General features: G+C 46.4%; 23 protein-coding genes. 15 read left to right on the top strand and 8 right to left on the bottom strand.

Going from position 1 to position 24978, the window contains the following annotated elements; all coding sequences use genetic code 11:
• Window positions 1-66: 66 nt before the first annotated feature.
• Entirely contained in the window at window positions 67-3579 is a 3513-nt protein-coding gene (locus IXB50_RS22645) for a tetratricopeptide repeat protein (RefSeq protein ID WP_215609552.1), read from the bottom strand.
• Between the two features lie 277 nt (window positions 3580-3856).
• On the opposite strand from IXB50_RS22645, the gene vapB reads away from it, so the two are divergent.
• On the top strand, window positions 3857-4090 hold the full coding sequence (gene vapB, locus IXB50_RS13760; protein WP_215609551.1) for a type II toxin-antitoxin system antitoxin VapB: 234 nt from the start codon (window positions 3857-3859) through the stop codon (window positions 4088-4090).
• A gap of 53 nt (window positions 4091-4143) precedes the next feature.
• The gene (gene vapC / locus IXB50_RS13755; RefSeq protein WP_215609550.1) at window positions 4144-4542 is read left to right on the top strand and encodes a type II toxin-antitoxin system tRNA(fMet)-specific endonuclease VapC; all 399 of its coding nucleotides are present in this window, start codon (window positions 4144-4146) and stop codon (window positions 4540-4542) included.
• Window positions 4543-4617: 75 nt separating this feature from the next.
• Here vapC and IXB50_RS22640 read toward each other — a convergent pair whose 3' ends face one another.
• Window positions 4618-5256, bottom strand: coding sequence for a helix-turn-helix transcriptional regulator (locus IXB50_RS22640; protein ID WP_215609549.1), 639 nt, complete (start codon window positions 5254-5256; stop codon window positions 4618-4620).
• 346 nt (window positions 5257-5602) lie between these two features.
• Between IXB50_RS22640 and IXB50_RS13745 the strand changes: the two genes are divergently transcribed.
• On the top strand, window positions 5603-6643 hold the full coding sequence (locus tag IXB50_RS13745) for a hypothetical protein (RefSeq protein ID WP_215609548.1): 1041 nt from the start codon (window positions 5603-5605) through the stop codon (window positions 6641-6643).
• Between the two features lie 57 nt (window positions 6644-6700).
• Here the strand turns inward: IXB50_RS13745 and IXB50_RS13740 are convergent, their stop codons facing one another.
• Window positions 6701-7096, bottom strand: coding sequence for a hypothetical protein (locus tag IXB50_RS13740; protein ID WP_246564502.1), 396 nt, complete (start codon window positions 7094-7096; stop codon window positions 6701-6703).
• 324 nt (window positions 7097-7420) lie between these two features.
• Between IXB50_RS13740 and tnpC the strand changes: the two genes are divergently transcribed.
• From tnpC to IXB50_RS13725, 3 genes are all read left to right on the top strand, one after another.
• A complete protein-coding gene (gene tnpC, locus IXB50_RS13735; protein WP_215609547.1) occupies window positions 7421-8992 on the top strand; it encodes an IS66 family transposase in 1572 nt (523 codons plus the stop codon).
• Window positions 8993-9157: 165 nt separating this feature from the next.
• Window positions 9158-9943, top strand: a complete 786-nt coding sequence (locus IXB50_RS13730) for a pyridoxine 5'-phosphate synthase (RefSeq protein ID WP_215609546.1) — start codon at window positions 9158-9160, stop codon at window positions 9941-9943.
• Between the two features lie 103 nt (window positions 9944-10046).
• The gene (locus IXB50_RS13725; protein WP_215609545.1) at window positions 10047-10445 is read left to right on the top strand and encodes a RidA family protein; all 399 of its coding nucleotides are present in this window, start codon (window positions 10047-10049) and stop codon (window positions 10443-10445) included.
• A gap of 27 nt (window positions 10446-10472) precedes the next feature.
• On the opposite strand, the gene IXB50_RS13720 is transcribed toward IXB50_RS13725, so the two are convergent.
• From IXB50_RS13720 to IXB50_RS13710, 3 genes are all read right to left on the bottom strand, one after another.
• The gene (locus IXB50_RS13720) at window positions 10473-11567 is read right to left on the bottom strand and encodes a HupE/UreJ family protein (protein ID WP_215609544.1); all 1095 of its coding nucleotides are present in this window, start codon (window positions 11565-11567) and stop codon (window positions 10473-10475) included.
• A gap of 31 nt (window positions 11568-11598) precedes the next feature.
• Window positions 11599-12948, bottom strand: a complete 1350-nt coding sequence (locus tag IXB50_RS13715; RefSeq protein ID WP_215609543.1) for a tetratricopeptide repeat protein — start codon at window positions 12946-12948, stop codon at window positions 11599-11601.
• Window positions 12949-13112: 164 nt separating this feature from the next.
• Window positions 13113-14363 carry a DUF4331 domain-containing protein gene (locus IXB50_RS13710; protein WP_215609542.1) on the bottom strand — a complete coding sequence of 417 codons (1251 nt, stop codon included), beginning with the start codon at window positions 14361-14363 and terminating at the stop codon, window positions 13113-13115.
• Between the two features lie 93 nt (window positions 14364-14456).
• On the opposite strand from IXB50_RS13710, the gene IXB50_RS13705 reads away from it, so the two are divergent.
• The 9 genes from IXB50_RS13705 (at window position 14457) to IXB50_RS13665 (ending at window position 22368) form a co-directional block, all read left to right on the top strand.
• On the top strand, window positions 14457-14699 hold the full coding sequence (locus tag IXB50_RS13705; protein WP_215609541.1) for a hypothetical protein: 243 nt from the start codon (window positions 14457-14459) through the stop codon (window positions 14697-14699).
• Entirely contained in the window at window positions 14700-15257 is a 558-nt protein-coding gene (locus IXB50_RS13700) for a sigma-70 family RNA polymerase sigma factor (protein WP_215609540.1), read from the top strand.
• A 118-nt stretch (window positions 15258-15375) separates the two neighbouring features.
• The gene (locus IXB50_RS13695) at window positions 15376-15984 is read left to right on the top strand and encodes a cupin domain-containing protein (protein WP_215609539.1); all 609 of its coding nucleotides are present in this window, start codon (window positions 15376-15378) and stop codon (window positions 15982-15984) included.
• Window positions 15985-16086: 102 nt separating this feature from the next.
• The gene (locus tag IXB50_RS13690) at window positions 16087-16704 is read left to right on the top strand and encodes a cupin domain-containing protein (protein WP_215609538.1); all 618 of its coding nucleotides are present in this window, start codon (window positions 16087-16089) and stop codon (window positions 16702-16704) included.
• An 87-nt stretch (window positions 16705-16791) separates the two neighbouring features.
• The gene (locus tag IXB50_RS13685; RefSeq protein WP_215609537.1) at window positions 16792-17334 is read left to right on the top strand and encodes a hypothetical protein; all 543 of its coding nucleotides are present in this window, start codon (window positions 16792-16794) and stop codon (window positions 17332-17334) included.
• A 154-nt stretch (window positions 17335-17488) separates the two neighbouring features.
• On the top strand, window positions 17489-18478 hold the full coding sequence (locus IXB50_RS13680) for a hypothetical protein (RefSeq protein WP_215609536.1): 990 nt from the start codon (window positions 17489-17491) through the stop codon (window positions 18476-18478).
• A 125-nt stretch (window positions 18479-18603) separates the two neighbouring features.
• Complete coding sequence (locus tag IXB50_RS13675; protein WP_215609535.1) at window positions 18604-20580, top strand: adenylate/guanylate cyclase domain-containing protein; 1977 nt, start codon at window positions 18604-18606, stop codon at window positions 20578-20580.
• 24 nt (window positions 20581-20604) lie between these two features.
• The gene (gene tmpT / locus IXB50_RS13670; protein ID WP_215609534.1) at window positions 20605-21243 is read left to right on the top strand and encodes a thiopurine S-methyltransferase; all 639 of its coding nucleotides are present in this window, start codon (window positions 20605-20607) and stop codon (window positions 21241-21243) included.
• 468 nt (window positions 21244-21711) lie between these two features.
• Window positions 21712-22368 carry a hypothetical protein gene (locus IXB50_RS13665; protein ID WP_215609533.1) on the top strand — a complete coding sequence of 219 codons (657 nt, stop codon included), beginning with the start codon at window positions 21712-21714 and terminating at the stop codon, window positions 22366-22368.
• Window positions 22369-22394: 26 nt separating this feature from the next.
• Here the strand turns inward: IXB50_RS13665 and IXB50_RS13660 are convergent, their stop codons facing one another.
• On the bottom strand, window positions 22395-22925 hold the full coding sequence (locus tag IXB50_RS13660) for a hypothetical protein (protein WP_215609532.1): 531 nt from the start codon (window positions 22923-22925) through the stop codon (window positions 22395-22397).
• A 1047-nt stretch (window positions 22926-23972) separates the two neighbouring features.
• Window positions 23973-24812, bottom strand: a complete 840-nt coding sequence (locus IXB50_RS13655; protein WP_215609531.1) for a class I SAM-dependent methyltransferase — start codon at window positions 24810-24812, stop codon at window positions 23973-23975.
• Window positions 24813-24978 lie beyond the last annotated feature (166 nt).

The raw sequence follows: 24978 nt of genomic DNA, 5'->3' as shown, positions 1-24978 counted from the left end.
ATGGGATTACTAGATCCTGATTTGTACACTCCTCTCTAACAACAACTTTTCCTGTTATTAAGTTGATTATTCCGAGATCGCATCACGGAGAAGGGCAATCATTTCCTCGATGCGGTCAGGGGGTTGATGAGAAGACGCAAGCATTTCAGCATTGTAAAGCTCATTGCTTAAACTGCCAATATCAGCATTTGACGCAATCAGCGATTTCATCTCAGACATACCATATTCAAATTTTCCAAGAACAAATGAATAGAAAGCACGCATCACTTGATCTTGGTTGTCACTCTCATCGACTAAAGATATTGCTTGTTGGTAAAGTTCACTGGCTTTCTCAAGATTACCTTGCTGTGTAAGAACAGCACATAGATTGAAGCGACATCTAGCATCTTTATCATCTATTGTGAGGGAACGTTCAAACGCTTCCCTCGCATTTTCTAATTGACATGTAACAAGATAAACCCAACCAATATTGTTACTCGCTTCATAGTTATATGGGTCAATCTCTAAAACTATGCTGTAATTTAAAGCTGCTTTTTCATACTGTCCCTGACAAACAAAGATATTACCTAATCTCAAACAGTTGGAAACCTTATTAGGATCCAGCTTTATAGCTGTATGGAAACTATTTTCTGCATCGTCATAGCGCTTTAAACCTATATAAACATTGCCAAGACAATGATGATGCCCAACATTATAGTTATCTATTATGATAGCTTCTTTAAAGCTTTCAACAGCATTATCATATCGGCCAATATCTGAATATACATGACCTAATGAATGGTAGATGTCATCTCTGGAACCATCTATCCGAAGAGCCTCCTTAAAGCTCCCGATTGCCTCTTCAAGATCGCCTATCTTCCAATAAGCATGACCTAATGAATGATGAAAATCATCTATACTATCCTCCAAGCTAATAGCGGTCCTAAAGCTTTTGATAGCGGCCTCATATTTCTTCAGGGTAGCACAAGCCTTACCCAATGAATGATGAAAATCAGCTCTCCTATTATCCAGGTCAATTGCAGATTGAAAGCTCTCAATTGCACTTTTGTATTTCCTATTACGCAAGTAGGTATTTCCTAAACAATAAAAGTGACCAGCATATTCTGGATCTAACTCAATGGATTTCTGGTAGTTTTTAATTGCATCATCATAATGCTCTTGCTCTTCATGAAAATGACCAAGAGCATGGTAAATATTAACAAGGTTTATATCTATATCAAGTGCTTTCTTGTAGTTTAGAAAAGCTTTTTCATAACATTTTTTGTCTAAATAAATGCTTCCAATATTGACATAGACGTATGGATTATTTTCGTCAATATCAATAACCTTTTTATAACTCCTGAGTGCGTCTTCGTGACACTTTAACCTAGAGTAAGCATTACCTAGCCAGTTGAACGAAATTGCTTTTTCCGAGAGAGAGACAGATCTTTCTAATGCTTTTACGGCTTCTTCAGGCCGGTTAAGGCCAAGTGATGCTACACCTAAAGTACACCAACTATCAGCATTGTTAGGCTCTAGTTGGGTCGCTTTTTTTGCTGCTCTAAATCCTTGTTCCGAGGGAATGGCAAAGCCACTCTTGAAGGAAAGCTTGTATGCAAGTTCTTGCAATAAATTAGATAGAGAAGTAGTTAAACTTGTAGAACAGTTACTGTTTATTGTCAAAGCAATATCTAAAGCAAAGTCATACTTTGATCTAGAAAAAAAGAAATATGTACTTCGAAGCTTTAAAATTGTTCTAAGCTCTTGTTCTTGTGAACTCTTGAGTTCTAGGGATTTTCGTGTTAACCACTTATCTAGCTTTGTTAGCAACGTATATATCTCATCTGACTCTGAAATTGTTTCTATGACAGTTGTCATACAGTTGAAGATTGTTCGATTCGATGCTCCATGCAGTCTTTGGAATGTTTTTGCGACTTGCAATACATTCCGTGCCCATGATCGATCATACTGCCAGGCTTCAATAAAGCGCGGCACCACATAATGGTACAGAGCATCTTCTCCCCTCCAACCATAGTGGTGGGCTAAATCCAGCATCCACCGTGCCAGCCGTTCATCTTCAAAATACTCAGCTGTCTCCGCCAAAGTTTTCTGCTTTTCTTCAATCTGTAACTCTAACCAAGCAATGGCATTATCGTTTAGCTGCTGCACTACAGAATCTCGTCGCTGCAAATCTTGCAGTAGATAATCCTGCATAAAGTTGGCCATCTTCTCATCCAGCCGCTGCTCATCCTCTGCCAAAAAGGCATACCGGCCCTGCAATGCCTTCAGCCGTCCTTTCAACCCCGTCGGTGAATCCACCATGGCCCCTAGCAAATCCATCTGCGATCGTCGCAACATGGCCAATGCAAATGTAAGCTGCCGATCGGGTAATGTTTCTGGAGTGTCCAAACAATGTTTCAAAAAACGCTCGCAGGTTTCTTTGATCACCTGGTCACGATCGGTGGTCTCACCATCATCACTCGATACTGGCGCAACAATCTCAGCAACGGGTTTCCCTTTGCCACACATCACCGCTGCCAAATCCACCACAAACGGAATACCCAAACTAAACTCAGCGATCAATTCAGCCTCGCTTTCGGTCAAAGATGACTCTGGCGCTTTCTTCTCAAAATACTCCTGAATCTCTCGAAAGCTAAACTGCAACAACTCTCGCGGATAGATCTGTGCTTCCGAAAAATCATCCCCATACCCACGAAAGTAGGTTTCATCCCGCTTCCCACTTTTCGCCAGGTTCGACCGTCCCGAGATCGACCAAACAACCCGATTTCCCCCCTGCTGAATCACCTGCCGTAGCGCATAGTCACACACCTGACGATCCACAATCTCATAGGTATCCAGAAAAATCACAGCGGGCTGTCGCTGGGTGGCCTTGGCAATATCTTGACCCAACCCTTTCAGCAGCCGCTCCAACGGCTGCTGAAAAATTTCCACATCTTCCTTATTCAGAGACTTGGCTACCAGCTGGCGGGCCTGACTCAGCAACGTTGCCCCCACCTTAATCGCCACAGCCGTCCCCGTTGGATCAATGTCAATCACCCCTTCCGTTGATTTCTGCAAAATCCAGGCAATCGCCCTGCCACCATATTGAGCCGTCACCTCTTTTAGTTCAGTGTTAGGCGGTTCTGATGCCAGTGCCTTTTCTACATCCGCCTCAATCTGTTGAATTTTCTGCCGCGCGTCACTGTACGACTCACCACTGTAAGGTTTCAGAGACTGCTTTAGTTCTTTATGTAGTACATCTAAAATTGTTTGGGGTTCAATACTGCTGTGCCCTCGCTGTAACGCTACATTCAGATCCTTCTGCCGATCCCAGTCGATCAGCACTGCTTGATACCGCCCCTCAAATTCCTGAGCCGCTAACTCCTTTAACCGTCGAGTCAGTGTGGTTTTCCCCATCCCACCCGGACCATGAAACAGGAAAATATAGGGCTCATCTGGCAGCTTTGGCCCTTGCCCTATCCAGCTAGCAAACGTCGGCACATATTTCTGCATTAAAGACGTAGGCGAATACTCACCCAGCACTCGCCGAAACTGATCTTGCTCTTGAGTGCGACCGAGAAAAAACGAAGACTGGGACACAGCTTTTCAGAAATAGAACCATCAATTTCCCTCTATTTAAGCCCAGCTTTGACTCTAGTGCCCAGCTTCCAGCTGCGCAACGCATCTGAGGCTCCTGCCTCAATTACTCTTACTCAATTCTATCCAGTCATAGAGCACACCTTACTGCGCTCCAGGCAAAGCCTGATCACGGGCCACAGGGACGAAAGCCCAGCTTTGCCCACATCACGCCATAGTTTTACCCATGCACTTCAGAAGATTAAAAGTATATACTTAAAATATATATGAAAAATTCGCAATGAATACCGCAAAACTATTCCAAAACGGCCAAAGTCAGGCAGTTCGACTACCTAAATCATTTCGATTTGAAGGCGATCAGGTCTACATCAAACGTGTGGGCAATGCCGTCGTATTACTGCCCTATCAAAATCCCTGGCAGCTACTGATCGATAGCGTTGAGCAGTTTTCCGATGACTTTATGGAAGAACGACAACAGCCTGACTATCAAGAACGCGAAGACTTATTTGATTAGGACTAGTTCTTCTGACCAGCATCCCTTTCGACTCCGCTCAAGGCACGCTTACGATGAAGTATTTACTCGATACCAATATTTGCATCTACATCATTAAACGCAAACCACCTGAAGTATTTAATCGTTTCCGAAGCTGTGAAGTGGGCGATATTGGCCTATCGACCATCACCGTTGCTGAACTCACCCACGGTACCCAAAAAAGTCGACAGCCAGACAAAAATCAAGCTGCTCTAGATCAATTTCTATTACCCCTAGAAATTGTTGATTTCGACATCGCTGCCGCTCAAGCTTATGGTTCTATCCGAGCCCAGCTTGAGCAACAAGGCACACCCATTGACCCCCTAGATTTTTTAATTGCTGCCCAAGCCCTGAGCTTGGGCATTAGTCTAGTCACCAACAATGAAAAAGAGTTTCTGCGGGTACCTGGACTCATGGTTGAAAACTGGGTGTAGGCACCCATGATAAATTCTTGAGGAGGTATCGAGGCCGAAAGACAGTCATAGTTTGATACCGTTCAGGATGGTTGATTAAAGAACATTACGTCGCTTACTGTAGACGCTTTTCATATGCTTACTCACGGTATCCCTTGAAATAAATAACCGATCGCTCATCTTTTGATAAGACAGCCCCTGTAAGTGAAGCGTCCAGACTTCATGCTCTCGCTGGGTAAGACGATATCGATGGGCATCCCAACAGGCCTGTTGCTGAGCCGTTTGAGTCATATCCTCCAACCGCACTAGAAGGTATGGAGAGCAATGTCTGCCCAGGAAAACCCGCTCAACATTGAGTTTAATCCGTACTCCCGTGTCTAAAAAGATCTCCTCACTTAACCGAAAAGGCTGTTCGGGTAATTTAAGCTGGCTAGCAAGCAGTGACTCATAGTGTCGAGTCAGCTGACTCGGTAGGGTGACCTCTGCACAGTGACTTAACTGCTCCGAAGGATGGGACTTAAAACCTGGTTGAAAGATCCGGCAAAGCTCTCTGGCTTTAGGATTACTCTGAATCAACTGTCCAGCCTCATCCAACAATAGCAATCCTTCAAAGGGAAATAGTTTTCTAAAAAAGAAGTTGAAAATAATGTCTAAATAATCCTCTGTCCAGGATTGATTCAGCAATATACCTGACACTGAAGGCGAGGTCTTAGGCAAAGTGGCGGTGGTTTGCACAGTGTATTCCCTTGATAATTAAGAAACAACGATGTGACAAGCGCTGTCGCTCTTCTCAGAAGCGCGCGCGCTCCAAGAAGAATCGATGGTTACATCAAAAATTTTTGTTGCCATTGCTCAATAGTCTATGCAGGCCTCTAAGGAGGTGCCAAGGCAGCAGTATGTGTTCCTATACAAGGCTTTGCGGCACCTCTATACCCTTTGGTACATTGCGAAAAAGAGTAACTTGCTATACTAAACCCATGGGCTACTATGATGTAGTATGAGGCAGGGTGAGGGGGTGTGAGTCTAGGCTTCACATCGCTTGACTGATAATCGGTTGAAAGGCTTCAAGCTCCAGACTGCTATGCCTCGCAAGATAAAGCCCAAAGACGTTCTAGAATGGTTCCCTGAAAAGGAGCAACAGCGATATGCCAAACACCTCATTGGCAAATCGGGCCTGACACCCACCCAAGCGCGTCACTTTGTCAGACTCTGGGGATACGGTTATCTACTGCAACATGGTCCCGACTATGCACCCATTACGACACTCAGCCACAGAATCAGCAGCTTCTTTTGCTCCCAAAGTGAGGCTGCGGCCTTGTTTTATACAGAAGGCCAAGGTGCACCTCGTTCAGCGGGTTTGATGATCAATAAGTTTGTCGACAAACAGTTAGTCCGACGGGAGCGGTTCAGCGGTAGTAAAACACGAATCAGCCTATATATACCAGAAAGCTTTGAGCTACCAGAAAGCAACCCGTCTGGAACGATTTATGCTGATGTTTTTAACCCTCGGAGGGATATTCCCCACATTGCCCTGTTATTAGAAGATCTGTTTAGCTTTGACAATAAACGCCCTAAATCCATGCTCAATAACGTCAGGCGTGGATTACGACAATGGAGTCAGCGATACCCTCCTGGGCTTAGGGTATTAAGGCTTTCTCCCAAAAACAACCCCATTGCATTTTCAACAATTTTTCCTATCCACCAGGATTCAGAAATAATTTTTGATCTACCCCCTAGTCAAAGTTTGCACCTCAGTCGCTTCCATCTAAATGCCAAGGATCCCATTCAGTTTGCATCACCGGGTGATCACCAGTGCCATATTGCCTATATTCGTAGCTGGGAAATTCACCCAGATTTTTGGAATTATAAAAATGCCTTATTGATGACCCAAGATACCCAAGCCACCGTACGTGAAATCTACAAGGACTATCCAGAACTGAGCGAAGTTTACAGTATTGCCATTCATCCGCGCCTAGCGGCATTTGCCACTACGCTGGGGTTTGAAATCATGAGACCAGATCCCCAAACATCCCTGTGTTGGCTTTATATATCCCTCGATAGCTTTCTGGCTTTAGAGGCCGATAAGGTCCTTGCAGATTTCGACTATACCCTCTATACCTAACACTAGAGCGACCAAACTCAGAGGGCCATCATCATTTTTCTAATTCGAAATGGTTGTCTATGCCGTCTGTATACGCTGACGGTAGTGGTTTAGGATCCGGTCTGCGATCGCTTGAGCATCGAACTTTGGGTTGGCTGCATTCCTTACTTGATCCACCTTTGCCCGTGTAATGGGATGTAAATCCTCGTAACTCATCTGGTTGGCCATTGCCATCACTACTTGCTGACTTGCCGTTAGACGCTGGCCAGCAATCTCAGATGCTTCTAGATATAACGCTTCCAGATTCAGCCCTGCAGTCGGATCCAACTCTTTCGATTGCTCAGTTATTTCACCTGGCCTGGTCCCCTTAGCTTTAATACCTGAGCCCTCCTGCAGGGCCTTCGGGTAAATCTGGCGCTCAACGGTAGAATTCTGGTTGGTCATGAGATCGATTTTTCTCTTGGTAGTTTCCATATTATGGAAATCAATGGAGGAAAAAAATTACGGGGTTTTTCTGGTTTTCTGATGAAGATTCTGCTAAGCCACCAGAAAATTTGCCAATCTACGTATTACATTGCAACATCATCGGACTCGCCCTCAACGTACCCCGCGCCTCTGGGGCTGTATCGGCTTCCTGCCGACAACCTCCCCAAAGAAATTTCCCTCAACAATGTACTACCAATTTCTATTCCATCTGTGCCCAAGCCTCCCCCCCCACACACACAGAGCATCGGTAGCAATTCACAAGGCCCCCTGAATTTCTCGTCAACATTGCGATGATCAGGTAGTGTAGTGACCATGAGTCGCTTGAGCAAAGATGACCTGAGCCAGATGAGCCGGGAATACTTCCAATCTCTCCCCCAAGAGAGGTTGTTAGAAGTGACAGCCAATCTTCATGAATTAGCCGTGGAGCAATGGGAACGGTTAGAGCAGAACTCAAGTAATAGCTCCCGACCGCCGTCGAGTGATCCTCCCTACGATAAACCAGAGATCATACCGTCAGAGGAGGAGGGCAAGGGTGGGGACTTAGATTTACCGGTTGAAACAGGTGACGGACAGGAGGAGTCGGAGTTGGCTCAGAGTAGCCGCCAGTCGTCCCCGGAGGAAGACTCTCAACCATCGGCAACCAAGCGAAGCGCCGGGAAGCAGCCGGGAGCCCAAGGGCATTGGCGCAGTACCCCGCTCCAAGCGACGACCATCATTCCTCACCATCCAGAGACCTGTGCGGCCTGCAATGCGCCCAGTCTCGTCAGCGATAGTAAGCCCTATATGGGGTATTACGTCCTGGACCTCACCCAGCCAGTCAGTGGCCTTGAGATCGGTTGCCAACTCCATCATTATTATGGGGGTCGTTGCTCGTGTGGCCATCACACGAAGGCAGCTCCAGGTCGGGGCTATATCTCATCCGTCGAGGGGCGCAAACGGAATTTAGAACTTAAAGAACAGGTGTTAGTCGGCCCCTGGTTAACGACCTTTATCGCCAGTTTATCGGTGCGTTACCGGATGAGTCGGCTGAAGATCCATGAGTTCCTGATGGACTGGGCGAATACCGCCTTAAGTGTGGGGACTATCGACCGCTGCATTCGGGAAGCGGGCATTGCGTGTGTGCCGGTGGTGGAGACCTTAATCGACGAGTTACAAACGGCTGAGATTTTGCATCTCGATGAGACCCCCTGGTATGAGAAAGGCAAACTCCGTTGGTTGTGGGTGGCCATCAGCACCACCACAGCGGTCTTTCACATCGGCAGTCGTAAGCATGATGAGCTGTTATTTCTCGTGACGTCAGCCTTTGTAGGCTGGTTAGTCAGTGATGGCTATGGGGCCTATCGAGATTATCAGAAGCGACAACGTTGTTTGGCTCACTTGATTCGTAAAGCCATTGCCCTTTCGGGGGCGGTCAATGCTGAAGCCCGAGCGTTGGGGAGTTGGTTATTAAAGGAGTTGAGAGGCTTAATTCACACCATGGCCTCGGCGAGTGAGGAGACACCCCCAACGACCCATCCCATCCTTGCTCGCATCTACCTGGCCTGTACCCTCCACAAAGATGCTGAGCATGCCAAGCTCAAGGCGTTGGCACGCGAAATTCTCAATGATTGGGAAGCCGTCATCGCGTTTGTTCAGCATCCTCAGTTGCCACCGACCAATAATGAAGCTGAGCGAGCACTCAGGCATGCCGTGATTGCTCGTCGGATCTCGTACGGCACGCGAACCACTGAGGGGAGTTTAGCCTATAGTTCTCTATTGAGCGTGATTGAGACCTGTCGATTACGAAAGGTGAATCCTTGGTCATACATCGCTGAGGTGATTACTCAAGGACGAAAGGGGCTTCCTGTCTCTTCTATTCCTCAACTCCAAGAGAGTATTTGTTAAGGGGGGAGGTGAACGTTTACGAGCATCGAGCCTCATTGCCAAACGGAAACTTGTTGTTCCACGATAGGTGCAACATCCGCCATGGTCACCCCCTACCCTTTACTAGTTTGAGTATGTTGTACAATCGATAGCTCGTACTGCCCAGCGAGCATCAAATCCAGATTTATGACTGCCCTTAGCGTTAACCTTAACAAGATTGCCCTCATCCGTAACTCTCGCACGATTGGGATTCCCAGTGTGGTTAAAGCAGGGGCAACTTGTATTGAAGCGGGAGCCTATGGCCTCACAGTCCATCCCCGACCTGACGAACGTCATATTCGACGTCATGATGTTTACGACCTGGCAGAACTCCTAAAGGACCATCCCACGATTGAGTTTAATATCGAGGGCAATCCTCTAGAAGCCGGGTTTATGGAAATTGTACGGGATGTGAAACCCAATCAAGTGACCCTGGTACCTGATGATCCCAACCAATTTACTTCTGACCATGGCTGGGATATTGCTAAGCATGGTGATACCTTGGTGCCGATTATCAAAGACATTCAAGACTTAGGAGCACGGGTCAGTTTATTTATGGATCCCGATCCAGAGCAGATTCGTCTCATTCCCACATTAGGTGTGATGGAAGGGCCGACAGAAATGCGGATTGAGCTTTATACCGAACCCTATGCGACGGCCTCTCGTGAGGGGACTCAGGATGAGTTGGAGACTCAGCATACGAGCTATGCTGTTGCGGCCAAGGTCGCGAAGGATTGTGGCCTAGGGATCAATGCTGGCCATGATTTAAATTTGGAGAATTTACCTCAGTTTTTGCGCATTCCAAATATCTTGGAGGTGTCCATCGGTCATGCGCTGACGGCGGATGCGTTGATGATGGGTCTGGGACCTGCCGTAAAGGCGTATTTAGAGGTGATTTCACAGGCTAATGGGATTAGCAAGGTTAATCAGTAATATTCCTCGCAACAACTATGGATAATCCTTCTATTTCTCGACATTTTACAGGGACCCCCTATGGATAATCCTTCTATTTCTCGACATTTCACAGGGACCCCCTATGGATAATCCTTCTATTTCTCGACATTTTACGGGGACCCCTTGGGAACCTAAAGTAGGCTATTGTCGCGCCATCCGAGCGGGCAATCAAATCTTTATTTCAGGGACAGCCCCAGTGGACGACGAGGGTAATACCTTTGCTCCTGGCGATGGCTATGCCCAGGCCAGGCGTTGTTTTCAGATTATTCAAAAGACGCTGCAGGCACTGGGGGCTGACCTGTCTAATATTGTGCGGACAAGGATGTATGTGACCGATATTAGCCGTTGGGAGGAATATGGCCAGGCCCATCAAGAGGCGATGGGAGCTTATCCGCCTGCAACAGCGATGGTAGAGGTGCGGGCGTTGATCGATCCGGATATGTTGATTGAGATCGAAGTGGATGCGTTGGTTTTTGACTAGGCGTGAGAATTGCTCAGGAGAAAAGTCTCATAGCCAGGCTGCTACAGACCTTTCTGCAAACCAGATACTTCCCATGAGAATCATCAGAATCGACACTCCATAACGTAGTGCTAATTCCCCTCGATGCTGTTGGAAAAAACGTAATCCATAAAATACCAGTAGCACAATAGCGATTTGCCCCAGTTCTACGCCGAGATTAAAGCTGGCGAGGGATAGTAGCAAGTTGCCCTGGCTCTGGGTCAGTTCTCTCAGAATGTTGGCGAAGCCTAATCCATGAATCAGCCCAAATCCAAAGGTGAGCCAGGGACGATGATTGATCTGTTTTTTCCACAGATTTTCTGCGGCGACATAGACAATCGATAGAGCAATGACACTTTCTACCAGGGCGATGGGCAAGGTGACGATATTTAATGCTGCCAGGGTAAGGGTGAGAGAATGGGCGATGGTAAAGGCCGTAACAATCTTGAGTAGTTGGGGTAAATTACCACCCGGTAAGAGTAAGGCTACTAAAAATAGGATATGGTCATAGCCAGTAAAGATATGTTCTACACCCAAGTGGAGGAAGCTGGCAAACTGCTGTTGCCAGGATACAGTACCTGCTATTTCTACACTGTTATTCTCAGGGGTGAAGACGACATTACGGGTACGTTCCCCTTGGGTAATGGTGGCTAGACATTGGGCTTGATCCAGCTCAGGGGCAAATAGGCTATAGCGAATGGAGAGCTTTTGTAATGGGCTGGGCCACTGGTATGTCAATGAAAAGGTGTTATGGGTAACTTTGTCTTTGGATTGGGTGGCTACGACCGGGGCGAAGGTGAAGGTACCTGATGCGTCTGCCTGGTTGGTTAAGACAATGGTGCTGCTCAAGCGTTGTTCTAGTTGAGAATAATGCTTGTTGATTTCTGACTGAGATAGGGTCTGATCGTTATTGTCATCAGCAAAGGCTAGCAGTGTGGTTGGAACGGTAAGGGTGATCTGTGCTTCTGTATCCGTGACGATCACATCTGCTACGGCTAGATCGGCCCAGTGAGCAAGGGCGGTTGCGATCGCAACATGGCCCATCCATATCATGGCCAATAAGCTTAGGAAGCCTATTTGAAAAAAGCGAGTAAAGCGTTTCATATTGTTAAATGGTTCGTGAAATTACAATTCCTTAAAGACTAAGCCCCCAGATTTGCCGATCTCGTTCGCTAAACGTAGGATCGGTTGCCTGAGCAGATTCAAAATACTTTTTAGCAGCTGATTCATTGCCAAGGTGTTGCTCAATCAGCCCAGCACGGTAAAAGATCACGGCATGGCGAGTGCCCTGATTAATCACTTTTTGCAAAGCCTGTTGTGCCTCTTGCCAACGGCCCAAGCGCATAAGCGTCCAGGCGTAAGTGTCTAGGGTCTCTGCATCCTGACGCCCTTCTACATCAGCCTCCATCAGTTCTAGAGCTTCGGAGAGATCAGTGTTATTTCCCCTGACTAACAGCAACTGAGCTAATGCACGACGATGGCCAAAGGTGTCTAGATCTTGATGCTGTCTAAACTGATCTTCGGCCTGTTGCCAGAGTCTCTGTGCTTCTGGACGATTTCCCTGAAGACTAGCGACTTGAGCCATCCCCTGGAGGGCAACATGATCCCAAACATTGGCATAGTCTTGAGAGGTAAAGACCTGGGAGTAACGCTTTCTAGCTGAGCGGTAGTGTCCCTGACGAGTGTCTAAGTTAGCCATCTGGACTAATGCCAGGGGATAGCGAGGCAGAATTTCCAAGGCTTCTTGGTAAAGCTGTCTCGCCGTTTGGGAGTCGCCACGACTGGCGTAAAAGCGCCCCATCAGGGTACGGGTCCAGGCAGAGCTGCCCGCTTCTTGGGGTTCTTCGGCTTTGAGAGCGGCGACGAAGTCTTGCTTGGCTGCAGCATCCTGGCCTTGAGCGACATGGACTAGGCCTCGAAGGGTGAGTGAACCCAGGGTGGGAATTTGTTGGACTAGGGCATCAGCCGTTACTTTGGCCTCGGCCAAGTTACCTTTGCCCAGATGAGCCGTGATCAGAATGGATTGTGCTTGTTCGGAATAGGGTTGGGTGGTGAGGATTTGATTGGCCAGGAGAATAGCCTGGTCAAAGTCATGACGAGCTTCGGCAACTTTGGCCTGGACGAGTTGGGCTCCTTGATTATTGAAGGGGAGTTTTTGTAGGGATTGTTGGGCGGATTGTTCAGCTAGGAGATACCAGTTGGCATCGCCTGTGGCACGGGCGAGTTTTAGGTAGGTGCTGGCGAGAGCGGCTTGGCTAAGGCCATCGGCTGGCGTTTGACGAATGCGATTTTTATGAAAGGCAAGTTCTTGTTCGAGTTGGCCGGTGATATCCGTTTTGTTAGGAGGTGAGAAGGGGTAATCGTAGGGGGTATAGGTGAGGAGGGGTTTGAGTTGTTGGAGCGTAGTAGCAAGGATGAGGATGACAAAACCCCAGAGGAGCTGGTGGCGACGTTGGTGGAAACGGAATTTTAGGGTTGAGAGCATGGTTATTTGAGGGATAACGACGTGGAGAACTTGAGTTCTCCACGTCCTCGCATGGGTTCGAAGATTTAACGGGGAGTGAATTCTTTCTAGTTAAAGCAATAGGTGCAGCGAACCTCACAATCCCTCTCCCTGGGGAGAGGGATTTAGGGTGAGGGCAATCTTCCCTAATTTGGCAATGCCAAGTAAGGAAATGCAGGTTCTAATGGCTGATGCCCTTGGGCTGGATTTCCCGGTGTTCCTTCATAGTCGACATTGTCTGTCGTTATGGCTCCGTTCGATAGAACGCTGAGGGTAATGTCGATGACGTCATCCTTCAGCATCCGACCACGTACGGGACTGCCTGCGGCATTTAGGTCATTGGCATAACCGCTGGGACCGCTGGTATCGATCCGCATCACGTCTGGTAAGAAAGCTCCTAGAAGAGCGTTGGCCCGTTCTTCGCTATTGCCTAGGGCGAGTAAGGTGTTCTTAGCTTCGCCAACAATGGGTCCGGCGATGTCGGCGGCAGGCTGTTTGCCTGCTAAGGCTGCCGCTTCAAAGTCAGGCCCGACGCTGTTGAGAGCATTGAGGAAGTCGTTAGTAAGTACAAGACCTTCATTGATCCCCGGCCGGGCTAAGCGCTCGACTTGCACGTATTCGCCCTTCGCATTGCGGGTAGAGATGGTGGTCCAGATGTCAAAAACGTCACTGCGGCTGCGGTCTTGTAGTAGTCTCTTGGGTACGCGAACGGCAATGGTATTAACGTTATAACCAGAGGCAAAGTCAACGGCCTGACCAGGATCGCGGAAACCTACGGCGGGTCCGATCCCAGCCGCGCCAGCCCGGACGCGGAAGAACTGTTCTACATCAAAGAAGAAGGGATCCTCTCGCAGTCCGGCAAATACAGTGAGGTTCTGTCGACCGAGTTTGACGTTTTTCACATTAGGAGAGTTGTCCAGTAGTGGGGTGGTGACTGATTTTGTCTTTCGGGTTTTACCGTTTTTGATCGCCGTGATGGTGACTTCCTGTTCTTGATTACTGTTGGGAGCACCAAACTCAAAGCGCAGTGTGACATCCGATTGCCCCTCGACGTTAGCGTCTTTGTTGGCGACAGAGTCAATGTGAAATTCGTAGCGGGCGTTGGTGCTGAAATAATATTGTTGCCGCGCCAGGGAACGAGGATTGGTGTTCATCATGAGGATGATATCGTCGTCAGAGGCGTTGGGGTTTTGATCTTTTTCTCTAAATGCGTAGACATCAGTGAGGTTGAGGTTACGGCCCTTGACATCGACTTCGCCATCGTCGTGATCAGATGCATTAATAAAGGTAGCCGCTCCGCCCAGGGTGAGAGTGGTGGCGAGGATAACGCCACTGAGTTTTAGCCAGGTTTGGCGCTTAGTGAAGCGATTTAGAGTGTTTTGCAAAGAATTTAGCATGGTTCAATGTCTCCTCGTGAGAAACGAATAGAATGGGGTTTGTAAAATTGCACGCACCGCACCGTCGACCTCAGTTGCTTAGGAGCAAGGGCCATGACAACATATGCAAAGTCGTCAATTCTGTCAGAGCAGCTCGTTCCTGCCCTGTTGGTTAGCGATGATTTTGTGCAATCTGTATGGGTATACGCTGGGTTTGATGGATTGGATCTCTCGGTTTCAAAAATAAAGTTGGGAGTTGCTGATCCTCGGCCTGGTTTTATCTATGAAACATTGGCGCATAGTGCATTTCACGGCTCGGTTAATCCTTTAAATCAGCAACAGCAAACGTTCAAATAAATGACCAAACTGCAATCTAAGGACGAAACCGAACTGATTGGTCGCATGGTAGAAGGGGATCAAACGGCCCTGAGCCAGCTCTATGATCGCTATGCCCGCGTCATGTATTCCCTAGCGTTCAAAATTTTAGGCTCGGTGGAAGAGGCGGAGGAAGTGGTCCTGGATGTGTTTGCTAAGGCTTGGCGGACGGCAGGTCGCTATGATGCCAGCCGTAGTCGGGTGGATTCTTGGTTATTTTTGATGACTCGCAGTCGATCATTGGATCGGTTGCGACAGCGGCAACGGCAAACCAAGGTAGTCGAAGCCGCTACGAATACGGCTCAGGTCAGTTCGTCTGAAATGCCAGACGAGGCGCTGATCGTTAATGAGCGACGAGTAGTTGTCGCCCAGGCGTTGGCTGAACTGCCTGATGAGCAACGGTTGATCATTGAGCTGGCCTACTATCAGGGGTTTAGCCAATCGGAAATTGCGAAACAAACTGGCCTGGCGTTAGGTACGGTTAAGACTCGGGTGCGGCTGGGGTTGCGTAAGCTGAAACAGGCATTAGTTATAGATTAAGCCTTGGAAGCAGCAACCTAAAATGAGAGATCCAATCTGCGATCGCGAGCGTATACCTATATAGCCGTACTCTATATCGCCATGCTTATCCTTCGGACACCAGGTTACTATTAAAGTCATGACATCTCCTGAGCCTTCCCAACATGCTGATGCAGCCGCCCTCTATGCCCTTGATGCGCTAGAGGCCGATGAGCGTGGGCAGTTTGAGCAGGCGCTATTGGATAGTGGGGAATTGGCCCAGACGGTGAATGAGTTTGAGGAGACAGCGGCGACATTGGCCTATGGTGCTCCGTCGATGCCGATGGCGGCAGATTTGAAGGATCGTTTATTTCAGCGGATTTCAGCGGAGCCGGTAGGGCCGAGTTCGGACTTGGTACAGCTGCTGAATTTGTCTATTGCTGAGCTGAAGCAGCAAGCGGCTGAGTTGGACTGGTCATCGATGCCGGGTAACTCAGGAGCAGAATTTGCCACCTGGCAGGTAGATGATGATGAGCGCGAAATGGCCTTTTTTGTCCGCAAGGCCGATGGTGGTTTATTTCCCAACCATGCCCATGCCAGTGGTGAGACTGTGCTGGTATTAGCCGGGGATTTTGTGGTAGATAGCCAGGTATATGGTGTAGGAGAGCGAGTTTCGTCGCCTGGTAACACGAGTCATCAGCCAGAAACCCGAAATGGTTGTCTGCTGTTTTGTGTGTCCTCCATGGACGATGACATGTTGGATGATTGAGTCCCTTTAGACTCCGCTCAAGGGACATTTACGTGACTTTATAAATGACAGTAGGCAGACGTCAGATGCCGATTCTGAATTTGCCGAGCTAGTATTAGAGACATGAAACCTTCTGAGTCCTACTCAAATTCTGATGCCATTGATATGGCTGCACTCTATGTCCTGAATGGACTAGAGGCGGATGAATGCGGGCAGTTTGAACAGGCGCTATTGGATAGTGGGGAGCTGGCCCAGACAGTGCGTGAGTTTGAGGAAACGGCGGCGGCTTTGGCCTACGGTGCTCCGCCTGTGGCGATGGCAGTAGATTTGAAGGATCGGTTATTTCAGCGGATTGCGGAGCAGGCTATTGGGGCAACATCGGATTTATTGCGACTGCTGGATTTGCCGATTGCTGAGCTAAGGCAGCAGGCGACTGAGTTGGATTGGTCGTTGCTCCCTGGAAAGTCAGGGGTGACAGTAGCGACCTGGCAGACGGATGAGGCCTCCCGTGAGGCTGCGTTTTTTGCGCGGAAGGTTGGGAAAGGGCTGTTTCCCAACCATTACCATGCCAGTGGTGAGACTGTGCTGGTGTTGGAGGGAGACTTTGTGGTGGATGGTCAAGTATATTATGCAGGCGAGCGAGTGTCTGCGCCTGGGAAAACGAGCCATCAGCCGAAATCGCTGAATGGCTGTTTGTTGTTATGTGTGTCCTCAGTAGACGATGACATTTTGGACGTTTGAGAGTTCTCTATTGTTATGAAATGTAGAGTTTACGACAGATTTAAGGTTGAGGTTTAGCGATCGCAACTACCTCTAAATATAAGAGACATGCCCCCCTGGCTCTTCACCGCCCGTCAACGCTTTACCCCATCCCAAGTCAACGATTGGCATAGCTACCTTAAATTCTCCGGCTTCGCCCACATCACCGAAGTCATCACCCTAGACAGTATTCTCTGCTCCGACCTCATCGACGATCTCATCGACGAAGACTGGTCCCATAATATCCAGGCAGATCACCGCATCACCTGGTTCACCAACCTCGCCTACCTCCGCCACCGCATCACCTGGCGCACAGGCCAAGACCAACTCCTCGCCATCCTCGAAAACCCCACACAGATCCATCAAGTACCTTCCGGATTTGAATTCTGCGGGTTCGATATCCTCGATGACCACGATAGTAATAGTGTCTTAACCAACTGTGGCCCCTTTCCCAGTATCTTCAGCTCCTCTGATGTCAATACATTAGGACTACTATCTGACCTGGAAAAAGCCAACACCATTGCGGCAAAGATCCGCACACAATTCCCTGATGAACCCCACTGTCGCAACTGTCGCGTTTGGCAAATCGCCCGCGATCCAAAATTACTCTAGAGAGGGGGATCGCATGGCTTTGCCCATTTCCCTAAGTGTCTAGTCGGTTCGACTGGTAAATATGCTGAAAGTTTCAGGCCATCTACTGGATATGAACATACTATATGGGCAATTCTCAGTCTATTGCGCCAATTTGGTTGACTATACTGCAACTATGGAAATATTCGATTACGCTCAAATCCGAGCGGTTGCACTTAAAGGCCCCCGCGTCACCTCTCTACTGCAACATTTTGAGAATATTGCTGCTGGCATTGCTCAGTCACCTAGACAGGGCGTACATGCTGCCACTGATTTTTTAAACCAAAGCAGTGAATATCAAGAGTACCATCGTATATTCCAACGTAACATCGGGACATTTTATCAGCATCTTTGTGCCAGCATTCCCTTCTTTATAGAAGAGCAATGTCGCATCGGTGTAGCGCTACAAAGATTAGCTGACTCTCGCTTAAAGCAAGGGAAACAGCCGTTTACTCTTTATGAGACAAGTTCTGCGGACGGAACCAATGCAAGAACACTGTCTGAATATTCGCAAGGTTTAATTAGGACCTTAACTGATTCTCCTAACCCAGCTAACGGAGAAAATTTTTACAGGCTCTGCCAACATAAATACTCTGATATGCATATCGGACCTTTTGTCGATATCACCCCTGAGTACCTTTCAGAAAGAAACGACCGGCCATACCTGAAGCATGGATTTGATGCCATTTACGAAAATACAACCTTTCAAATGTATAACCCTGATCGTAAAGCTCAAATTGCCTATGTAAAGCGTGTACTTAAGGATGATGGGGTAATGATCTTTTGCGAAAAGCTAATGCATCCCATCCGTCATGAATATGACAGAAGAGAGACGATTAAGGATAGCCTTTTCAAGGCCCATTACTTTAGCAACGCCGAAATTGAGCAAAAGAGTTCGCAGATACTGGAAGAGATGGAAAAATGCCAAGTAACCTTGGATGAGCTAGTAAACTCTATAAAGTCCCACTTTAAATATGCCTATATGATTTGGAATAGTACTAATTTTTATGAAGTTATTGCATCGAATGACAAAGCTAACTTACACGACTTTATTGCGTTCCTTGACGGATATTATGTTCCGGCACCATTTTTATGTGAGGACAATATAGTAAGACCACTTCTTTAATCAACAAGTCTATGGCTGCACAGGTTGGATAAGAATGAGTTGGATAAGTAATAAATGATTACAAACTTCTTTCTAAACCAAACATAAGGCTACCGAATAGGTCAACCTTCTCGATCACTCACATGATGTTGCGGACTTTCAAGAACTTCAATAAATTACCACTACGGGCGGTTCTGATTATTCCCATTGTACTTCAGTTAATAACGGTGTTTGGAGTTGTCAGTTATTTGTCTTTCAAAAATGGACAAACTGCGGTCAAAGAACTTGCATCTCGACTGCGCAATGAACTAACTGCCCGCATTCTGCAGCAGATCACGACAACCATTGAACGACCCTATACCATTAACTCTATTAGTGCAAGCTATGTGCAGCAGGGAGACATTGATATTCTTACAGGTAGAGGAGAGCACTTGTTATGGCAGCAGTTCGAAGTCTTTCCTGCAACAAATCTAGTTTATTGTGGCACGGAAAAAGAAGGGGCATTTCTCGGTGTGGGTGCTAGTAGTGATGCCAATAATGTTGTACAAATTCACACTGCGAATGAAAGTACAGCTCGCTACCGCCATATTTATAATGTTGATTCCACGGGTCGACGATCATCTATAGCTGAGAAATTAGATAAAAGATATGATCCTCGACTCCGTCCCTGGTATAGAAAAGCCAAAGGTCTAAGTAAACCCAGCTGGAGTGATATTTATCTGGACTTTGACACATTCCTCCCGACGATCTCGGCCCTTAAACCTGTTTATGATCCTGTCGATGGAGAATTGTTGGCAATTTGTGGAACTGACATTATCCTTTCTCGTGAATTAACTGATTTCCTGCAGGGTTTAAAAATTAGTCAGTCAGGAATTGCTTTTATCATGGAACCTTCTGGTGTCTTGATTGCTAGCTCTACAGAAGATCCACTCACGTCAGGTACAGGAGAAAGTACAAAAACGCTAACCGCTAACGAAAGTAATAATCAACTAATTCGAGAAGCTACTGGCTTTTTAACGACGAAATTTGAAAGTTTAGAGCAAGTGACGTCATCTCAATCGGGCTTCTTTCTAAATGGGAAACAACAATATCTTCAGGTAAACCGTTTTGGTGCTCAATATGGACTGGATTGGATTGTGGTCTTAGTAGTTCCTGAAACGGACTTTATGGCGCAAATCAATCAAGGTACGCGAGCAACGTTGCTGTTGTGTTTAGTTGCTTTAGTTTGTTCGATTCTCATTGGCGTACTAATCACTCGATCTATTACCCAACCTATTTTAAAGCTTAGTGCGGCTAGTCAAGAAGTCGCAAATGGTCATATCAACCAAGCTGTGGATGTCAGCTACATTCATGAAGTAGGAATTTTAGCCAAGTCTTTTAACAAAATGGTGCTCCGACTCAAACAGGCGTTTTCGGAGCTCGAACACAGTAATGAAGTCTTAGAACAGCGCGTTGAACAGCGAACACAGGCCTTGCGGGTTGAACAGGAAAAATCTGAGCAGTTATTACTCAATATTTTGCCACAAGAAATTGCCAGTCGATTGAAGCAGTCTCCAGGCACTATTGCTGATAACTTCCAGGAAGTGACTGTTCTCTTTGCTGATATCGTTGGTTTTACCCAGCTCTCCTCTAATATTGGTCCATCTGAAACGGTTGAATTTCTGAATGCCGTTTTCTCCTTATTTGATGATTTATCGGATTACTATGGCTTAGAAAAAATCAAGACAATTGGAGATGCCTATATGGTCGCTGGTGGACTACCTAATCCCAGGATGGATCATCTAGATGCAACGGCAGATATGGCGTTGGCCATGCAAAAACAAGTTGCTGACCTCAAGAATTCTAATTTTAAATCTGTTTCTTTGCGAATTGGCATTCATTCGGGGCCAGTGGTAGCCGGTGTAATTGGCACAAAAAAATTCATTTATGATCTATGGGGAGATACGGTTAACATTGCCAGCCGAATGGAATCCCATGGGGAAGCGAGGCACATTCAAGTTACGGAAACTGTGTATCAAGCTCTAAAGCATCGATACAATTTTGAGGAGCGTGGTATGACTGCGGTAAAAGGCAAAGGCAAGATGATGACCTATTGGCTATTGGAAAAACGTTTGATTGACTGACCGTGGTTTTCTCGAGGAGTAAGTATGGATACAAGTTTTTGGCTTCAAAAATGGGAGAAAAATGATATTCGTTTCCATGAAAGTGAAGTTAATCCTATCCTGGTTAACTATTTCAAAGAGCTTTCTTTAGTAAAAGGCAACCGCGTATTTGTGCCATTATGCGGTAAAACCCTGGATATCGCTTGGTTGCTTTCCCATGGATATCATGTTGCTGGCGCTGAATTAATCGAAATCGCCATTGAGCAATTATTCATGGAGCTTGAAGTGGAGCCTAAAATATCAGCAGCTGGTAAAGTCAAACATTACAGCGCAACAAATATCGATCTCTATGTTGGTGATATCTTTAATGTGTCTAGCAAGATGCTTGGCCCAGTGGATGCAATTTATGACAGAGCGGCTTTGGTGGCCCTACCCGAAAAAATGCGCCATCGATATACAGCGCACTTAACAGAGATTACGGCTAAAGCACCGCAATTACTCATTAGCTATGAGTACGACCAATCCTTGATGACAGGCCCTCCTTTTTCCATCAGTAACGAGGAAGTCAATCAACATTATGGAGATAAGTATGATTTAACCCTGATTGCAAGTGCAGACGTACCTGGTGGGCTGAAAGGAAAATGTGCGGCCAAAGAGAATGTTTGGTTATTGCAACGTGGTTAATGCGAGTAACATGCCCCTCTCTAATTCTGGTCTGCTTGTTAAGGGTTCTGAAAGGTGCGATCGCACTTATCCACCAGCCTGCATACAATCCTCTACCAGAATGTAAAATTGCACCCAATGCCCTAGCCCTCTGGGATAGGTGGTTTTGTTCAAACGTCAATCGCGGTCATGATGATGAACCTGTAATCGCTATTCGGGATTACAAATGAGCTAGCAAGATCGTCCCAGCCTATATCGAGGACGATGAGTCCCCAACATAACGTCTCGACTTGAATACAAATGTTCAAGCACCGATGTTAGAGTTAGGCGAGTAATCCTTTGATCTACCAATAATACAAAGTCGACTACTTCGGCATTCATCCCATGATTCCGTATGTTAATTTCAATCTATATGAAATCTTTATAAACCAAATCCTGCTCTGTGGTTCGCCTTATTGAAGGAATAAGTAGTCGTTTTCTTCTAGTTCTATGATGAAAGCCCCCGTCGTCCTTGGCTCGTTACTAGCGTTAGCTGGAACTGCCGCCACTGCCGAAAGTGCCGATGCTGCGATTTCAGATGTAGTTATCCAAGAAGATTTAAAGCAAGCTGTCTGCTCCAAAGACTGGTATAAGGCCATTGAAGTATCCAGCAAATTGATAACGTCGCCAACAATTACGCCAGATTATCGTCAGCAACTTCTAGATTGGCGACGCCAATTTTATACCCACATCCAGGGGGGGACTAAGGCTGATGCGATACCTGGTTGTGCAGAATTTAAAGCAGCTCTTGCAGATACGAAGACACCGGCCTTTCAAGGTCCTGAGCCCCGGTTCTCAAAGAAGAAAGCGACTACCTCAGGAAAAACGGTAGCACCCTTCCCATTAGATCCAGTGGCTGCCCTAACCGATATCTGGACTGTGGGTGTGCGCATAGAAGGAAATAATATTAAAGGTACGATATTCAACAATGGATTAACTACGGCCAACAATGTCACCTTGACCATTCGTTCTCAGCAAGAAGACCGCTCAGAGGATATCAGAACTGTTGCCATTGATACTGTTCGAGCCTGGGACGAGGCCGACTTTGTGGCCGCTTTTAATGACACACCAGGAAGTTGGCTGATTGAAAGTATTGAAGTGAACTAAAGAAGCTGTATAGCGTTAGTGCTTGTTCAACAGAGCGCTAAAGAGTTCCTCGCACTAGTCGAAGCGATGGATGATTCTAATCTCTCATGAATCGTTCCGCATAGTTTTAGGAACTCTTGTTTTGCCATCTCGGCTACATTTTCTGTGCTCCACTCAGCCTTCAGTAGCGGTTGTCCACTTAGGCCCCACACCAAGCCAGACCAGTTACCTAGTCTGCCATTGGGATCTGTGCTACGCACTTCATGTTGAATATCGATATCCAATACGATCAGTGTGCCTCGTTTTTGAGGAGACAGCGTTTGATCGGTACCTCGAACGATATAGCTATTACTGGGATTTCGCAGCATTAAGATGGGTCTATACCCGGCGATGCCATCACTGTGAGGAGGTACGATCACCCCTTCCATAAGCCGAAAGTCAGGTAAACTCTTCAGCTCATGGCTATGGATATAGCCGCAGCTAAGCGGTTTATACGGCTGTACTGTAATATTTTGTAGATAGCTTAGTAGTTGATCGGCAGCTAACGGTAGTTGAATGGTCTCTGTATATTTAATCATGGTTACTTACTCATAATGTTGTGCTAGCGACTTGTTTCGCTAGCATGGGTTTTTCTCATCGTCATGCGTCTGTTGTGACACTAGAACATCACTGGGACACAGTCTAAATAGACCTGAGCCAGCAAGATTTCTAATGTGTTTGAGATAAAAAACTAGACACGTTTGAAGACAATGTGCCTCAGCGAATCTCATAAAGCTTTGAATTGTTAGCTTTAGTTTTGAGCCAAAAAGTAGAAGCTATAGCCTGTCCAATATGGACTAAAGTTTATGGTTGGAGAATCTGGATGTACTGCCAAAGATCCTTGTCAGCAGGGCAATATAGCAAATTACTTGTGACGTTTAAAGAGCTCTGGCTTGAGGATATTTAAACTGGTTTGGCAATGTCAAGATTGTTGCTGACTTTCTCTAAGGAAACTCTTAGAGAAATCCGTCCAGTGTAATTTTGCGTACATGTTATACGTGTTTTGACGAGATAACTTGCACACCTCAGGGAGGTACACTATATTGACTGTCATATTTATTTATTCATATTCAGTTCTCATCACTACACCTTCCCTTAGGGGGATTTAGGTAAAGGATTAAAAAAACTTCGAATTGTTTATCTGCCGCGTTCAAAACATGACTGCAGTAAACAGGCGAAACCCTTTCGAAACAAAAGCTTTGCTATGGGGTTACCTAAAAATTCCCTTGGGTTTGAATAACTAACAATTTCATCAAGACTTACTCATTTTCCATGAAAAGTTACTGAAATCAGGCAATAGAATCTAAATTCAGTAATTTTGCGCATGGGTCCTGGTCAAAAATAACAAAAGACTTATGAAAGGTATCTTTTTGATGGATTTAGGTGGTTTTTCTGATATGGCCTCCAGTAAGGCTGTTATTCTTTGCGTGGTATAAGTGATTATATCTTGTATGGCTAGGGTGGATATACCTAAAAAATGGGTGGTAATCAGTTTATAATTACCACCCATTTGTCCATCATCATGCCCATCCTGATGCTACGAATGCTTATGGTTGAGTAGTTACTTTGTCTCTCTCATGCCTCTCTCATTTAGTTTCAAAACTGAGAATAAAATAGCGTAATAACCCAAGTTGACTAATCTTTTCGACAGCTACGACATCTCGAACTGCTTTTGGAGAGCCTGCTTGATCAAACACATGACAAACCACTGGATATGTTGGCAGTGTTTTCCGGGTGATATCCTCCTGAGATGTTACCCGGAAACCTGTTTTCTGGGCCAGTGCTCGATAGTCCGATACGGTAAAGCAACTATCTGCCCGCCCAAACGTTCCAGATATCATAGGATTTGTAACCATAGCTAAAAACTGTTGCAACGCTTTAAAAAACGGCGTCGAAACGAAATCACAAATACCTAAACGTCCCCCTGGTCGCAAAACCCGTTTTACCTCTCGGAAAAACTCTTCTCGACTGGGAAAGTGAAAAATACATTCCACCGCTAACACCACATCCATGGATGCATCTGCAAATGGTAACTGGCAAGCATCACCCTCAACAAATGTAATCCGATTGTTAGCTAAGGGTTTTATCTCGTGGCGTGCCCTATCTAACTGACGTGGGTCAATGTTGAGACCTGTGATATCTAAATTTTGAAATTGCTCATTGAGGCTGGCAATGGTGCCACCAAAGCCACAGCCTGCATCCAGTAATTGCTCATATTCGTTAACACCAGCTGCCGTATAAACGCGTTGGCAGAGAGCTTCGGCTGCTGCGGCAAAGTCCTCTACCGATCCATCTGCCTCAGCTGGATTTTCCCAATATCCCCAATGCACATGCCGTCCAAAGGCTTTTTGTATGCTTGACTCCCTCAACTTCAACTGCTCTAACAGAATATCGAAGTAGGGCATTGAGATATTGGCAGGTCGCATAGTGATTTAAGACATTGATGGGTAATCACTATCCTATGCGTAATATGAAGCTGTCTTGATGACATTAAAAGAATGTAAACACTATTACAACGTATTAATTCACAGGGTCCCCTGAATTTCTCGTCAATATTGCGATGATCAGGTAGTGTAGTGGCCATGAGTCGCT

It is taken from the genome of Leptothoe spongobia TAU-MAC 1115 (genome assembly GCF_018739885.1).
GTDB classification, from domain to species: Bacteria; Cyanobacteriota; Cyanobacteriia; order Phormidesmidales; family Phormidesmidaceae; genus Leptothoe; species Leptothoe spongobia.
Note: the sequence above shows the minus strand (reverse complement) of the source record. Positions and strands in the feature narration are given on the sequence as shown.

Bases quoted from the DNA above. Each gene is read 5' to 3' on its own strand.
- vapB (WP_215609551.1), top strand. From the start codon at position 3,857: ATGAATACCGCAAAACTATTCCAAAACGGCCAAAGTCAGGCAGTTCGA.
- vapC (WP_215609550.1), top strand. From the start codon at position 4,144: ATGAAGTATTTACTCGATACCAATATTTGCATCTACATCATTAAACGC.
- IXB50_RS13745 (WP_215609548.1), top strand. From the start codon at position 5,603: ATGCCTCGCAAGATAAAGCCCAAAGACGTTCTAGAATGGTTCCCTGAA.
- IXB50_RS13740 (WP_246564502.1), bottom strand. From the start codon at position 7,096: ATGGAAACTACCAAGAGAAAAATCGATCTCATGACCAACCAGAATTCT.
- tnpC (WP_215609547.1), top strand. From the start codon at position 7,421: ATGAGTCGCTTGAGCAAAGATGACCTGAGCCAGATGAGCCGGGAATAC.
- IXB50_RS13730 (WP_215609546.1), top strand. From the start codon at position 9,158: ATGACTGCCCTTAGCGTTAACCTTAACAAGATTGCCCTCATCCGTAAC.
- IXB50_RS13725 (WP_215609545.1), top strand. From the start codon at position 10,047: ATGGATAATCCTTCTATTTCTCGACATTTTACGGGGACCCCTTGGGAA.
- IXB50_RS13720 (WP_215609544.1), bottom strand. From the start codon at position 11,567: ATGAAACGCTTTACTCGCTTTTTTCAAATAGGCTTCCTAAGCTTATTG.
- IXB50_RS13715 (WP_215609543.1), bottom strand. From the start codon at position 12,948: ATGCTCTCAACCCTAAAATTCCGTTTCCACCAACGTCGCCACCAGCTC.
- IXB50_RS13710 (WP_215609542.1), bottom strand. From the start codon at position 14,363: ATGCTAAATTCTTTGCAAAACACTCTAAATCGCTTCACTAAGCGCCAA.
- IXB50_RS13705 (WP_215609541.1), top strand. From the start codon at position 14,457: ATGACAACATATGCAAAGTCGTCAATTCTGTCAGAGCAGCTCGTTCCT.
- IXB50_RS13700 (WP_215609540.1), top strand. From the start codon at position 14,700: ATGACCAAACTGCAATCTAAGGACGAAACCGAACTGATTGGTCGCATG.
- IXB50_RS13695 (WP_215609539.1), top strand. From the start codon at position 15,376: ATGACATCTCCTGAGCCTTCCCAACATGCTGATGCAGCCGCCCTCTAT.
- IXB50_RS13690 (WP_215609538.1), top strand. From the start codon at position 16,087: ATGAAACCTTCTGAGTCCTACTCAAATTCTGATGCCATTGATATGGCT.
- IXB50_RS13685 (WP_215609537.1), top strand. From the start codon at position 16,792: ATGCCCCCCTGGCTCTTCACCGCCCGTCAACGCTTTACCCCATCCCAA.
- IXB50_RS13680 (WP_215609536.1), top strand. From the start codon at position 17,489: ATGGAAATATTCGATTACGCTCAAATCCGAGCGGTTGCACTTAAAGGC.
- IXB50_RS13675 (WP_215609535.1), top strand. From the start codon at position 18,604: ATGTTGCGGACTTTCAAGAACTTCAATAAATTACCACTACGGGCGGTT.
- tmpT (WP_215609534.1), top strand. From the start codon at position 20,605: ATGGATACAAGTTTTTGGCTTCAAAAATGGGAGAAAAATGATATTCGT.
- IXB50_RS13665 (WP_215609533.1), top strand. From the start codon at position 21,712: ATGATGAAAGCCCCCGTCGTCCTTGGCTCGTTACTAGCGTTAGCTGGA.
- IXB50_RS13660 (WP_215609532.1), bottom strand. From the start codon at position 22,925: ATGATTAAATATACAGAGACCATTCAACTACCGTTAGCTGCCGATCAA.
- IXB50_RS13655 (WP_215609531.1), bottom strand. From the start codon at position 24,812: ATGCGACCTGCCAATATCTCAATGCCCTACTTCGATATTCTGTTAGAG.